Raw genomic sequence first — 12,486 nt, forward strand, 5'->3', positions numbered from 1 at the left:
CGCGGTGTGAACATGTTACCGGTAACAACCTCACGACGCGAGCCTGAACGGCAGGCTCATCGACCTCAGACCGGGCGAGTCGAGTCGCGCACCACGAGCCGGGGCGGTTCCGGACAGGTGGCAGAGTCCGCGCCCAGCAGGATCCGGACGCACCGCTGCGCCTCGCCCGCGATATCGAGACGGACCGTAGTGAGGGCGGGCCGGTAGAAGGCCGCATCCGGGTGGTCGTCGAAGCCGACCACGCTGACGTCCGCGGGAACGTCCACACCCCGTGAAGCGAGTCCGGAGACCAGGCCGAGCGCCATCTGATCGTTCGCGACGACGATCGCGGTCGGCCCGCCCGCCTCGCCGACCGCGGCGGCGATCTCGGGGGCCAGCGCCGCCCCCGATGCCGCGGACCAGTCGCCGCGCCAGCGACCGGCGAGCTGCAGTCCCCGTCGCGCGAGCGCAGACTCGGCACCGGTGTCGCGAGCGACGGCCTCGAGCCAGGCGGCCGGGCCCGACAGCTGAGCGATGCGGCGGTGCCCGGCGTCCAGCAGATGATCGACGGCGAGCGCCGCTCCCTCGGCGCCGCGGTCGCCGTCAGCCGGCGTGCCGGCTCCCCCGACCCGCGAGTGCAGCGGCACCACCGGGACCCCGGGGGATGCCGCCGCCAGCGCTTCGAGCGCCGCCGTATGGGGCGCCACGACGACGATCCCGTCCACCCCCTGGGCGAGAAGATGGTCGGCGGCGGCCGTGACGCTGGCGGCATCCGCGCCGTCGGCGTAGGCCGTGGCGATCCACCGGCCGGCCGACCGCGCCGCGCGTTCGAGAGCCCCGATGCCCGCGGCGGGCCCGTACAGATCGGTGTCGGAGGCGACCACCCCGATCGTCCGCGTCGTCGCGGTGCCGAGCGCACGCGCCGCATTGTTGACGCGATAGCCGAGCTCGGCCATCGCCGCGACCACGCGTTCCCGCGTCTCGGGCCGGATGTGAGGGTGGTCGTTGATGACGCGCGAGACCGTCTGCGTCGACACGCCCGCGGCGGCCGCGACATCCCGCACGCCCACTCGCGCCCGCCCGGGCATCGCTTCGCTCACTGCGCCAGGCTAGCGGGCACGCCGAAGGGCGGCACCGGCCGAGGCCGCGTGCCGCCCTTCGAGAACTCTCGGTCGGATGCGATCCGGGATCAGCGGTCGCCGAGGATGCCGCCCACGAGGTCGTCGACGTCGGAGGTCACGTCCGAGGTGATGCCGCCGACGAGGTTGTCGACGGTGCTGCCGATTCCGCTCGTGACGTCGCCCGTGCTGACCTCGCCCGTGCCGACGTCGCTCGTGCCGACGTCACCCGTGCCGACGTCCGTGCCGTTGCCGAGGTCGGTGTCGGTCTGGTTGCCGTTGCCGACCTCGTTGCCGTTGCCGGTCTCGTTGCCGTTACCGGTCTCGTTGCCCGAGACGATGGGGGCGTCGACCGGGGCGTCCACGGCAGTGTCGTTGCCCGAGGCGATCGGGGTGTCGTTGCCCGACAGCAGCGCGCCGTTGCCCACATCGCTGATCAGCGGTCCGTTGATGAGGCCGCCCTCGAGCCCGAGGTTGCCGACGTTGGCGTTCTCGCCCACGCCGTTGCCGTTGGCCTCGAGGACGCCGTCGATCCACGTCGACAGCGCGTCGAACGACGATGCGACGTCCGTGGTGGTGGTCGTGTCGGTGGTGGACGAGTCGACTGCGGTGGTGTCGTCAGCCGACGCGGGCAGGGCGAATCCGGCGGTGGCGATCGCGGCGGCACCCAGGCCCGCCGTGCCGAAGATTGCTGCTCGCTTCAGGTTCGTACGCATGTCTCTTCCTTCCGTCACGTGCGCTGGATTGCGGCACGTGGGGCTATCCGGGACGACCCCCGGATGCGGATTGGAGACCTCGAGCGAAAACCGTGCATCCGCCCCCGTTCGGGCCGCCTGCGATCCGCGCCCTCATGCGGATCGCGGCGGTTTCCTGGCAGTCGCCTGAGAGCGCGGCATCCGGCCCGCGTAGGCTCTGCGTCATGCGTGCAGAGCTCGCCGATCGCCGTGACACGACCTGGGAGGATCTCGGACCGAGATTCCGGGTGTTCGTCTACCCCGGCGACGCGAAAGACACGCGGATCATCGACATCGTCGACGTCTCGATCGACACCGTCTTCCGCGAGATGCGCATCTTCTCCGACGACGACCGCCACCTCTGGTCGGTCGCTCTGGTCCGCGGGGAGGGAGCGCAACGGGGTCTGGTCTGGCTGTCGGGGTACGACTACGACGACACCCCGACCGACGGCGTCGAATGGCAACGTCGTCGCGAGATGCAGGATCGCTACCTGATGGCGCGTTCCCGTCGCGGCGAGCCGCTCGTGCTCCCCGACGGACGGCGCGTCATCCGCATGTTCTCGGGATGGGCCTCGAGCCCGCTGTGGGAGAGCTTCACGGACGAGTACGTCGTCGACCCGCGCAGTCTCGGGATGAGCGATGACCTGACCCGGGATCTCCTCGCCTGGGACGGCGCGATCCAGGACGCGGGACCCGACGGCCCGGTCCCCGCCGACTCGTTCGAGACCGGCCTGGCGATCTGGCGCCGCCTGCGCGACGAGCTCGCCCCCATCGCGGAGGTCCGCCCCGATTTCTGGGCTACCGGGCAAGTGCTCGGCTGAGCTCAGGCTTTGACCGGCCGCCCGCGCTTGGGCTTCTCCGTCGACAGCTCGATCGCCATCGCGCGGCCGGGATGCTGCGCGAGGCGCTGCTCGGTGTGATCGAGCCAGCGCACCTCGGCCTCGGCCGCGAAGATCATCGAGTCGACCACGAGCGACCAGGCGAGCTCCTCGGGACCGTCGGGGTTCGCTCCGGCGTACTCGCCGCTGCGGAGCTCCTGCAGTTGCGCGAGCGAGGCGCGCCGCTGCGCCTGGATGACCTCGTTCACATCGATCCCCGGCAGGGTCGCGGCCACCGCGAGCTTGATCGCGAGCTCATCCCGTGTGCCCGCCGGCCGTTCGACGGGCGAGCCCAACCATGACGCGACCTCGGCGCGCCCGGCATCCGTGATCTGCCAGTAGACGTGGCCCTGCCCGTCGACCGACCCCTTCTCGACGAGACCGTCCCGCTCGAGCCGGTCGAGGGTGTTGTAGATCTGGCCCACGTTCAGGGGCCACGTCGACCCGGTCCGACGGTCGAACTCCGCCCGCAGCTGATAGCCATAGCAGGGGCCCTGATCGAGGATCGCCAGAAGGCTGAGTCGAACCGACACGGTCGTCCTTTCGCATACCGGGTATGTAGTTTGCGAGTATATGCATACCGGGTATCGAGGGGACTACCGCCGCGGGCCCATCACGATCACGCTGCTGAGGATGCCGAGTCCGACACCCACCGCGGTGTCGACGACGCGCTCGACCGCCAGCTCCGGGCCGCCGGCTCCCGCCGCGCTCAGGATGAGGAGCACCAGCGGGGTGATGAAGACGAGCGCGAGCGCGTAGTGGCGGACGACGACGAGCTCGATGATGAACTGCAGCGCCCCGAGCACGAGACCGAGCACGACGCCGCCGAGCGGCACGACGCTGATGGCGAGGAACACGGCCGCCCCCGCCGCGGTGCCGAGCGCGCGGTGGATGCCGCGCGACAGCGCGACGCGGCGACTCGCGCTGACTCCGAGGACGGCGATCCCCGCCCCGACGATCCAGTAGGCGCGCTCGGGATCGACGAGCAGCGCGATCGCCGTGCCGACGACCGCGACCGTCGCCGTTCGCACGACGAGGGTCCGCGTCGTCGCCTCGCCCCCGGCCGCGGGGAAGAGCGAGCGCATCGACCGAGGCTTCGCGCCGCGGTGCGAGCGCCGCACGAGAGGTGCCGCCGTGACCAGCCATGCGAACAGCAGCGACGCCGCGAGGACACCGAGATACAGCGCCGGGTTCACCGCGTGCGACGACTGCGGCGCCGTGACGTGCGCCGACAGGCCGTAGATGAGCACGGCGAACAGCGGGCCCGGCGGACCGACCGAGCGGCCGAAGACCAGAACGGATGCCGCGACGGCGACCACGATGAGGCCGATGGCCACCGCGACAGCGCCGACGGCAGCCGCCGCGACCCCGAGCGCCGCACACGACCACAGCACCGCCGCGACGATGGGGACGAAGCGCAGGCGCTCGCGCGGTGAGAGACGGCCACCGTACAGCGTCGCGAACGCTCCGGTCGCGGCGAGCAGCGCGATGTTCTCGAGCCCCAGCGCGGAGAGGACGACCACGGGCAGCGCCATCGCGAGCGCAGCCTGCAGCCCGAGGTGCCATCGCGGTCCCGGCGACGGCCCGAATCGCGTCAGGCTGCGCCCCAGCTCCCCCGCCTCACGCCGCCACCGGCCGGAACTGTCGGGGGGCGGTTCGAGCGAGAGCGGCATTACTCCATTGTCCCGCGAGAACGCCGACGTCTGCGCGCCGGCACGTACTCTGGAGGCGGAGAACGACATGAGCGACGATTCCCCCGCATCCTCGACGCCCCAGACGCCGGTGCCCGGCCCTCGTGAACGCGCGGCCTACATCGAGACGGCGATTCAGCAGGCCATCCGCCGCGGCGACTTCGACGATCTGCCGGGAGCGGGCAAGCCCATCGCCGATCTCGGCCCGAACCACGATCCCGACTGGTGGATCAAGCGGAAGATCCGCGAGGAGCAGCTCACCGGGCTCGGCCCGCCGGCGCTGACCCTGCGGATCGAGCACGCCGAGTTCGACGCCCGTGTCGACGCTCTCAACCGCGAGGACGATGTGCGCGAGTACGTCGCCGACTTCAACCGGCGCGTCGTCGAGGCCCGCCGGCAGCTGCAGGGCGGGCCGCCCGTGGTCACACCGACGCACGACGTCGAGGCCGAGGTCGCCGCCTGGCGTCAGCGTCGCGCGGATGCCGCGGCGGCGGCATCCGCAGCCCCGCCGGCCGAACCGCGACGCCGCCGGCGGCTGTTCCGACGCTGAGCGGCCCGCCGGCGAGACGAGGTCAGCGCAGCGCCTGCTCCACGTCGGCCAGCAGATCGTCCACCGACTCGATGCCCACGGAGAGCCGCACCACCTCGACCGGCACGGCGGCCTCTGTGCCGCGGACCGAAGCGTGCGTCATCGCATCGGGATAGTTCACCAGCGACTCCACGCCGCCGAGCGATTCGGCGAGCTGGAACAGGCGCGTCGACTCGGCGAAGCGACGCGCCGCCTCGCCGGACTCGAGCGCGAGCGAGAGCATGCCCCCGAAGCGGGTCATCTGCGACGCGGCCAGCTCGTGCCCGGGGTGCGAGGCGAGCCCGGGGTAGAACACGCGGGCGACGCGATCGTGTCGCTCCAGGAACGCGGCGATGGCCCCGGCGTTCTCGCTGTGGCGCTGCATGCGGACATCGAGCGTCTTGATCCCGCGCGTCGTGAGCCAGGCATCCATCGGTCCCGACACCGCTCCCGCGGCGTACTGCAGGAAGCCGATCTTCTCGGCGAACGCATCGTCGTCGAGCACGAGCGCGCCGCCGACGACATCCGAGTGTCCGCCGAGGTACTTCGTCGTGGAGTGCACGACGACATCGGCGCCGAGCTCGAGGGGCCGCTGGAGCGCCGGGGTCGCGAAGGTGTTGTCGACGACGACGAGCGAGCCGGCATCGTGTCCGATGGCCGCCAGGCCCGCGATGTCGGTGATGCGCAGCAACGGGTTCGACGGTGTCTCCACCCACAGCACGCGCGGCGCGCGCTCGGCGACCGCAGCCCGCACGGCGGGGAGGTCGCTCATGTCGACGACCCGCAGCTTCACACCCCACGGAGCCAGGACACGGGCGATGAGACGGTGCGTTCCCCCGTAGACGTCGTTGCCGAGAAGCACCTCGTCACCGGGCGTCAGCGCGGCGCGCAGCAGCACGTCCTCGGCGGCCAGCCCCGAGGCGAACGAGAAGCCGTGCGCCCCGCCCTCGAGCGCGGCGAGCTGCACCTGGAGCGCCGTGCGGGTCGGGTTTCCCGAGCGACCGTACTCGTAGCCGCCGCGGAGGCCGCCGATGCCGTCCTGCGCGAACGTCGTCGAGAAGTGGACGGGCGGGATGACCGCTCCGGTGGTGGGGTCGAACTCCTGGCCGGCGTGAACGGCGAGGCTCGCGAGGCCGCGGGCGGAATCGTGCGTGCTCATGCGTCGCTCCTGGTGTCGTGGGTCGTGCGGTGATCGGGGATGCCGTGGTCGGGTTCGACGACGAGGTCGGCGAACCCGTGGGCACGCATCCAGTCGTCGTCGTAGATCTTCGAGAGGTACCCGCGGCCGTGGTCGGGCAGCAGCACGACGACGACGTCGTCGGGCCCGAGCTCGCGTGCCGTCCGAAGCGCGGCCACCACGGCCATGCCCGACGAACCGCCGACGAGCAGGCCTTCCTCGCGCGCGAGGCGGCGGGTCATCGCGAACGACTCGCGGTCGCCCACCCGCTCGTAGCGGTCGACGACGGACGGATCGAAGGTCTCGGGCCAGAAGTCCTCGCCGACGCCCTCGACGAGGTACCGGCCGATGTCGCCGCTGTAAATGGACCCCTCGGGGTCGGCGCCGACGATCGTCACGGCCCCGCCGGAGACCTCGCGCAGGTACCGTCCCGTGCCCGTGATCGTGCCGCCGGTGCCGACACCGGCGACGAAGTGCGTCACGCTCCCCGCGGTGTCGCGCCAGATCTCGGGTCCGGTCGTCTCGTAGTGGGCGCGCGGCCCGGCGGCGTTGGCGAACTGGTTGGGTTTGAAGGCGCCGGGGATCTCCCGCGCGAGCCGGTCCGAGACGCTGTAATACGAATCCGGATGCTCCGGCGGCACGCTCGTGGGGGTCATCACGACCTCGGCGCCATACGCCTTCAGGACGGCGACCTTCTCGCCCGCGAACTTGTCGGGAACGACGAAGACCATCCGGTAGCCGCGCTGCTGCGCGACGAGGGCGAGGCCGACACCGGTGTTGCCGCTCGTGGGCTCGACGATCGTTCCGCCCGGCCGGAGCAGCCCGTCGCGCTCGGCGGCCTCGATGATCCTCGCAGCGATGCGATCCTTGGCCGAGCTGCCCGGGTTGAAGTACTCGATCTTGGCGAGCACGGTCGCCCGCGTCGAGGACGCGACGTGGTTCAGGCGAACCAGCGGGGTGTTGCCGACGAGTTCGGCGATGTTCTCTGCGTAGCGCACGAGGGTGTCCTCACGGTGTCCGCGCGCTCAGAGGCGCGGGTGCTGTCGGGGTCGTCTGAGGTGAGCGCGGCGGCGCTCAGCGACAACAACGACAGGTCTGCACGCGTCCACCCTAAGCCAGGGCCCGGCCGCTGTCGAGCGGATTCGCCCCCCCGGGTCAGCGCGACGACAGACCGCGGCGTTCGAGGGAGCGACGCATCGTGTGGCGCCCGTGCAGGCTCGCGGCACCCCGCACCCGGGCGATCGCGGCGCGCAGCCAGCCCCGCGGCTCGCCCTGCGTGCGGTAGTACGCCGTGACCGCCTCCTCGTACGCGGCGATCTCGGCGTCGTCGGGCAGGCGATAGGTCTCGCGGTGGCGGACGACCCGCTGCGGCAGCCGTGGCTTCACCCCCGCCCGGTCGTCCGGGTCGGGGCGGCCGAGCACGACGCCGAACGCCGGAAAGGCTCCCGCGGGGAGTTCGAGCAGATCGGCGATCTGCTCGGGATGGTTCCGGACCGCCCCGACGTAGACCGCGCCCAGGCCCAGCGACTCGGCGGCGATCACGGCGTTCTGGGCGGCGAGCGCCGCATCGATGAAGCCGACGATCGTGCTCTCCATGTACTCGACGGCATCCGACGGCTCCCCCGCGCGATGCGCGAGCTCGCGCGCACGAGCCCAGTCGGCGACGAAGACGAGGAAGACGCCGCCCCGGCGGATGAAGTCCTGGTCGCCCGCGAGTCGGGCGAGCGCGTCGCGCCGGTCGGGGTCGCGCACCTCGATCACCGACCACGCCTGCAGGTTCGAGCTCGTCGAGGCCGACTGTGCAGCCGCGATGATCGCGGTCAGCGTCGCGTCGTCGATCTCGCCGGGTGCGAATCGCCGCACGGAGCGATGGCGGTAGAGGAGGTCCAGCACATCGTTGCGCGGGAGGCCCTCGGGCGCGGCAGAGCCGTACCGCCCAGACCAGCCGTCGCGTGATTCCGTCGTCACGCGGGGAACGTTACACGGCGTCATCGATCGTCTCCGACGTTCACGGAACATGTGATGGGTCGTCGTGGTTACTAACGTCGTGATCATGTCGCAGCCGAACATCGACCCGTCCGCGGAGCACCCCTCCCGTCATCTGGGCGGCTCGCTGTCCGCCGATGAGTTCAAGACGCTCTTCCGCGGGCACCCCGGCGGGGTCGCCGTCATCACCGCCGACGCGGGTGACGGCCCGGTCGCGCTCACGGCGACCTCCGTGTCGTCGGTGAGCGCCGACCCGCCGCTCCTGGTGTTCTCGGTGTCGGCTCAGTCGTCCGCGTCGGCCGTCCTGTCCACTGCCGAGACCGTCGTGGTGCACCTGCTCGACGCCGACGATCTGCCGCTGGCGAAGCTCGGCGCCACGAGCGGCATCGATCGCTTCGCCGACACCTCGGCCTGGTCGCGGCTGACGACGGGAGAACCCGTGTACCGCGGCGTGCGGGCGTGGGTCCGCTGCGCGGTCGTGTCGCGGATGGATGCCGGCGGCTCCATCGTCATCGCCGGCCACGCCCTCCAGTCGCACGTCGAGCGCGACGTCGAGCCCGGCGGTCACGGCGATGCGCTGGTCTACCACAACCGCACCTGGCACCGCCTCAGCGAAGATTCCGCCATCCGCGGCTGATCCCCTCAGACGACGCCGATCGCCGCCGCCGGGCTCGCCCCCGTCGCGACGGGCCGGCCGGGGTCACGAGACCACTGGCTCCACGACCCCGCGAACACGCGCGCCCGGCCGTATCCGGCCACCGCGAAGGCCAGGGCGGTGTGCGCCGAGGCGATACCCGAGCTGCAGGTGATGACGACATCCGTGTCGGCGCCGATCCCCACTGCCGCGAGCGACGTGCGGACCTCGTCCGGACCGCGCAGGAGACCGTCCGGCGCGATGTGGGCCACCGTCGGAAGATTCAGGGCCCCGGGGATGTGGCCGCTGACGGGGTCGGCCCCTGCCACCTGACCCCGGTAGTGCTGGGGCGCGCGCACGTCGAGCAGCACTCCGCGCGCGGGAGCGACGGCCGCCTCGTCGATGGTGGCGAGACCGCCGCTGCCCTCGGGGAGCGACACATCGCCCGCCGCGGCGGCGCGGTCGCTGTGCTCCAGGCGACGCCCCGACGCGACCCAGGCGCGGAAGCCGCCGTCGAGCACCCGGACGTCGAGGCCGTGACGGCGCAGCAGCCACCACGCACGCGCGGCGGCGACACCGTCGTTGTCGTCGTAAGCGACGAGCCGGTCTCCGGCCCTCACACCCCAGCGACGGGCCGCGGCCTCGAGGTCGGCGCGGTCGGGCAGCGGATGCCGTCCCTGCTCCGGAACCCCGGGGCGCGCGAGCTCACGTTCCAGATCGACGTAGACGGCGCCGGGCAGATGACCCAGCAGATAGTCGGGGCGTCCTTCGGCCCGGTCCAGGCGCCACCGGACATCCAGCAGACGCACGGGAGCGTCCGCAGCGAGTTCGGCGGCGAGGTCGTCGACGCTCACCAGGGGGGACATGCCCCCATGCTCCCCAGCCCGCGTTCCCCGTGCGCTCGCGATCGAAACAGTCGGAAACGGGAGAACACAGAGCGACACACGCCGACCCACGGGCGCCTCCGCGTGACCTCGCATGACGGCGGGGAAGCGCCGCCGCGTCCGCCGCCCGTACTCTTCCCCCCATGCCCGGTCTCGAGAACCACCCCGAATCCCTCGCCTTCGCGACGCGTCAGCTGCACGCGGGCGCCCGCGGCTTCGACGCATACGGCTCGCGCGCGACCCCGATCTACCTGACCGCCGGCTTCGAGTTCGACGACATCGCCGACGGCGAGGGCCGCTTCGCCGACCCCACGACGGGTTTCAGCTACACGCGCGTCGGCAATCCGACCGCCGCGGCGGCTGAGCGGCGCATCGCCGACCTCGAGGGCGGCGTCGGCGCCCTGCTCGTCGGCAGCGGCCAGGCCGCGACGACGACGGCGCTGCTGACGATCCTCGAGTCCGGAGACCACATCGTCGCGGCCTCCGCGATCTACGAGGGCACGCGCGAACTGCTGCGCTCCGAATTCGGCCGCCTCGGCATCACGACCGACTTCGTCGACGATCCGCGCGACCCCGCCGCCTGGGAGGCGGCGATCGGCCCGCGCACGCGCGCGCTCGTCGCCGAGACCATCGCGAATCCGCGCGGCGGCGTGCTCGACATCCCCACCGTCGCCGAGGTCGCACACCGGCACGGCATCCCGCTCGTCGTCGACTCGACCCTCGCGACCCCGTACCTGCTGCGCCCGCTCGAACTCGGCGCCGACATCGTCATCCACTCCGCGTCGAAGTTCCTGTCGGGCCACGGAACGGGCCTGGGCGGCGTCATCATCGACGGCGGACGCTTCGCCTGGGACGCCGTCCCGGGCCGGTTCCGCCAGATCGCGGCCGAGACCGGGCCCGACGGGCGGACGTTCGTCGAACGCTCCGGCGAGCGCGCCTTCCTCGACACCGCACGCCGCGTCGCGATGCGCTTCGGCCCCTCCCCCTCGCCTCTGAACGCCTTCCTGCTGCTGCAGGGCATCGAGACCCTGTCGCTGCGGGTCGAGCGCCAGTCGCAGACCGCGGCGGCTCTCGCGGCCTGGCTCGAGACGCGTCCCGAGGTCGCCGGCGTCGACTACAGCGGACTCCCCTCGCATCCCGACCATGATCTCGCCGTGCGCCTCCTTCCGGCGGGACAGGGCGCGCTGTTCTCCTTCACCCTCGCGGGCGGGCGGCCGGCCGCGGAGGCGTTCACGCGCAGCGTGCGGCTGTTCACCCCGATGACCCACCTCGGCGATGTGCGCTCGCTCGTGCTGCATCCGGCGACCACCACCCACGCGAGTCGCGACGATGCCGACCTCGAGCGCATCGGCGTCGGTCCGGGGCTGCTGCGCATCTCGGTCGGGCTGGAGGATGCCGGCGACCTCATCGCCGACCTCGCGCGCGGACTCGACGCCGCCCGCGCGGCGACCGGCGTCGTGCCGGAAGACCTGCCGGAAGACCTGCCGGAAACGGTGTCGGCATGACGCGCGCACAGCACTTCGGCTGGTTCCTCTCGCGCGGGTTCGGGCCCCACGGCTGGGCGCGGCCGTACCAGCGGTGGAACTGGCCGTGGCAGAAGCCCGACCTCTACCAGCACTCGGCCCGCGAGCTCGAGCAGGCGGGCTTCGACTTCGTCCTCATCGAAGATGCGCTCTCGGTCGGCATCACGCCCGAGACGCTGAACCTGCGGGTGCGCAAGGCGTACGGCGGTCCCAAGCACGACCCGTGGACGCTCGCGCCGTACCTGTTCGCCGCGACGCAGCACCTCGGCGTGATCCCCACGGTCAACCCCGCCGCGTGGCCGCCGTACCTCGCCGCCCGTCAGTTCGCGTCGCTGCAGCACCTGAGCGGCAGCCGGCTGGGGCTGAACGTCGTCACCGACGTCGGATCGGCGCATCATTTCGGCACCGAGCGCCTCGGGCACGACGCCGCATACGACCGCGCCCAGGAGTGGCTCGATGCGCTGCGCCTGCTGTGGCACAGCTGGGACGACGACGCGCTGATCGCCGACCCCGACACGCAGATCTACGCCGACGGCTCGAAGATCCGCGCCGTCCAGCACCGCGGCGAGTACTTCTCATTCGACGGTCCCCTCAACGCCGAGCCCCTGCCCGCGGGCGACCCGATCGTCGCCTCCCCCGGCGGCTCGCCGCGCGGCATCGGCTTCGCCGGCACGAACTCCGAGATCCAGCTCGCCCTGTCGAACCTCGATCCCGCGAGCATCCGGGCCTACCGCGCCCGGGTGCGCGAGGCGGCGATCGCCGCCGGGCGCGATGCCGACGCGATCAAGACTCTCTTCGTCGTCAAGCCCATCGTCGCGAGCTCGGTCGACGAGGCAGACCGCATCGTCGAGGCGTCGCGTCATCCCGACGAGGCGGCCCTCCGCGAGGTCGCAGAAGCGTGGTCGAGCGACCTCGAGACCGACCTCACGTCGCTCGACCTCGACCGCCCGCTCGATCCTGCGATCTTCGGCGATCACGTCTCGAAGGGCACCATCCGGGGCCTGCTCGGGCGCTACTCCGACTTCTCGGAAGCACCGCTTCGCGACATCCTCACCGGCAAGGCGCGGCTCGGACGCGTGACCGACGGTGCGGGAGGGACGGTAGGAACCGCGGAGGAGATCGCCGACGTCATCCAGGCGCTGGGCGACGATGCCGACAACGACGGCCTGATCTTCTCGGGCGACTTCCACCCCGTGACCCTCCACCGCGCACTCGACGAGCTCGTGCCGGTGCTGCGGCGCCGCGGCATCCTGCGCACCGAGCACACCGGTCGGGGCCTGCGCGCCGACCTCGACGCGTTCTGACCCCGACCGG

The 12,486-nt window shown here is 72.0% G+C and carries 13 protein-coding genes; 5 read left to right on the forward strand and 8 right to left on the reverse strand.

The genetic code is table 11. The features are described 5' to 3' along the window. Positions 1-65: 65 nt before the first annotated feature. Together C3481_RS06155 and C3481_RS06160 are read right to left on the reverse strand one after the other, a co-directional pair. On the reverse strand, positions 66-1,079 hold the full coding sequence (locus C3481_RS06155) for a LacI family DNA-binding transcriptional regulator (RefSeq protein ID WP_258039031.1): 1,014 nt from the start codon (positions 1,077-1,079) through the stop codon (positions 66-68). 89 nt (positions 1,080-1,168) lie between these two features. Then, positions 1,169-1,813, reverse strand: a complete 645-nt coding sequence (locus tag C3481_RS06160) for a hypothetical protein (protein WP_103841216.1) — start codon at positions 1,811-1,813, stop codon at positions 1,169-1,171. Between the two features lie 203 nt (positions 1,814-2,016). On the opposite strand from C3481_RS06160, the gene C3481_RS06165 reads away from it, so the two are divergent. Next, complete coding sequence (locus tag C3481_RS06165) at positions 2,017-2,652, forward strand: hypothetical protein (RefSeq protein ID WP_088380436.1); 636 nt, start codon at positions 2,017-2,019, stop codon at positions 2,650-2,652. Positions 2,653-2,654: 2 nt separating this feature from the next. On the opposite strand, the gene C3481_RS06170 is transcribed toward C3481_RS06165, so the two are convergent. Beyond that, positions 2,655-3,242: a PadR family transcriptional regulator gene (locus tag C3481_RS06170; RefSeq protein WP_023952347.1), complete on the reverse strand. Its 588-nt coding sequence runs from the start codon at positions 3,240-3,242 to the stop codon at positions 2,655-2,657. 63 nt (positions 3,243-3,305) lie between these two features. Beyond that, a complete protein-coding gene (locus tag C3481_RS06175; RefSeq protein WP_023952348.1) occupies positions 3,306-4,382 on the reverse strand; it encodes an FUSC family protein in 1,077 nt (358 codons plus the stop codon). Positions 4,383-4,449: 67 nt separating this feature from the next. Here C3481_RS06175 and C3481_RS06180 point away from each other — a divergent pair, with 67 nt between their 5' ends. Next, positions 4,450-4,950, forward strand: coding sequence for a DUF1992 domain-containing protein (locus C3481_RS06180; RefSeq protein ID WP_052007607.1), 501 nt, complete (start codon positions 4,450-4,452; stop codon positions 4,948-4,950). A gap of 22 nt (positions 4,951-4,972) precedes the next feature. Here the strand turns inward: C3481_RS06180 and C3481_RS06185 are convergent, their stop codons facing one another. The 3 genes from C3481_RS06185 to C3481_RS06195 form a co-directional block, all read right to left on the reverse strand. Continuing rightward, positions 4,973-6,127, reverse strand: coding sequence for a cystathionine gamma-synthase (locus tag C3481_RS06185; RefSeq protein ID WP_103841218.1), 1,155 nt, complete (start codon positions 6,125-6,127; stop codon positions 4,973-4,975). Next, complete coding sequence (locus C3481_RS06190; RefSeq protein WP_023952354.1) at positions 6,124-7,143, reverse strand: pyridoxal-phosphate dependent enzyme; 1,020 nt, start codon at positions 7,141-7,143, stop codon at positions 6,124-6,126. The genes C3481_RS06185 and C3481_RS06190 overlap by 4 nt, the downstream gene beginning before the upstream one ends. A gap of 157 nt (positions 7,144-7,300) precedes the next feature. After that, entirely contained in the window at positions 7,301-8,113 is an 813-nt protein-coding gene (locus C3481_RS06195; RefSeq protein ID WP_197690573.1) for an NADPH-dependent oxidoreductase, read from the reverse strand. 85 nt (positions 8,114-8,198) lie between these two features. On the opposite strand from C3481_RS06195, the gene C3481_RS06200 reads away from it, so the two are divergent. Beyond that, positions 8,199-8,768, forward strand: coding sequence for a flavin reductase family protein (locus C3481_RS06200; RefSeq protein WP_036305111.1), 570 nt, complete (start codon positions 8,199-8,201; stop codon positions 8,766-8,768). A gap of 5 nt (positions 8,769-8,773) precedes the next feature. Here the strand turns inward: C3481_RS06200 and C3481_RS06205 are convergent, their stop codons facing one another. Next, positions 8,774-9,631, reverse strand: a complete 858-nt coding sequence (locus tag C3481_RS06205; protein ID WP_064956147.1) for a sulfurtransferase — start codon at positions 9,629-9,631, stop codon at positions 8,774-8,776. Positions 9,632-9,792: 161 nt separating this feature from the next. Here C3481_RS06205 and C3481_RS06210 point away from each other — a divergent pair, with 161 nt between their 5' ends. Both C3481_RS06210 and C3481_RS06215 read left to right on the forward strand, forming a co-directional pair. After that, entirely contained in the window at positions 9,793-11,154 is a 1,362-nt protein-coding gene (locus C3481_RS06210) for an O-acetylhomoserine aminocarboxypropyltransferase/cysteine synthase family protein (protein WP_084670326.1), read from the forward strand. Beyond that, the gene (locus tag C3481_RS06215; protein ID WP_023952364.1) at positions 11,151-12,476 is read left to right on the forward strand and encodes an NtaA/DmoA family FMN-dependent monooxygenase; all 1,326 of its coding nucleotides are present in this window, start codon (positions 11,151-11,153) and stop codon (positions 12,474-12,476) included. Before C3481_RS06210 ends, C3481_RS06215 begins: the two co-directional genes overlap by 4 nt. Positions 12,477-12,486: the final 10 nt, after the last annotated feature.

This window comes from Microbacterium sp. Ru50 (genome assembly GCF_002920555.1).
GTDB classification, from domain to species: Bacteria; Actinomycetota; Actinomycetes; order Actinomycetales; family Microbacteriaceae; genus Microbacterium; species Microbacterium arborescens.

Excerpts from the sequence above, each read along its gene's own strand:
- C3481_RS06185 (WP_103841218.1), bottom strand. The coding sequence starts at position 6,127 with ATGAGCACGCACGATTCCGCCCGCGGCCTCGCGAGCCTCGCCGTTCAC.
- C3481_RS06210 (WP_084670326.1), top strand. The coding sequence starts at position 9,793 with ATGCCCGGTCTCGAGAACCACCCCGAATCCCTCGCCTTCGCGACGCGT.
- C3481_RS06205 (WP_064956147.1), bottom strand. The coding sequence starts at position 9,631 with ATGTCCCCCCTGGTGAGCGTCGACGACCTCGCCGCCGAACTCGCTGCG.
- C3481_RS06215 (WP_023952364.1), top strand. The coding sequence starts at position 11,151 with ATGACGCGCGCACAGCACTTCGGCTGGTTCCTCTCGCGCGGGTTCGGG.
- C3481_RS06160 (WP_103841216.1), bottom strand. The coding sequence starts at position 1,813 with ATGCGTACGAACCTGAAGCGAGCAGCAATCTTCGGCACGGCGGGCCTG.
- C3481_RS06200 (WP_036305111.1), top strand. The coding sequence starts at position 8,199 with ATGTCGCAGCCGAACATCGACCCGTCCGCGGAGCACCCCTCCCGTCAT.
- C3481_RS06175 (WP_023952348.1), bottom strand. The coding sequence starts at position 4,382 with ATGCCGCTCTCGCTCGAACCGCCCCCCGACAGTTCCGGCCGGTGGCGG.
- C3481_RS06180 (WP_052007607.1), top strand. The coding sequence starts at position 4,450 with ATGAGCGACGATTCCCCCGCATCCTCGACGCCCCAGACGCCGGTGCCC.
- C3481_RS06165 (WP_088380436.1), top strand. The coding sequence starts at position 2,017 with ATGCGTGCAGAGCTCGCCGATCGCCGTGACACGACCTGGGAGGATCTC.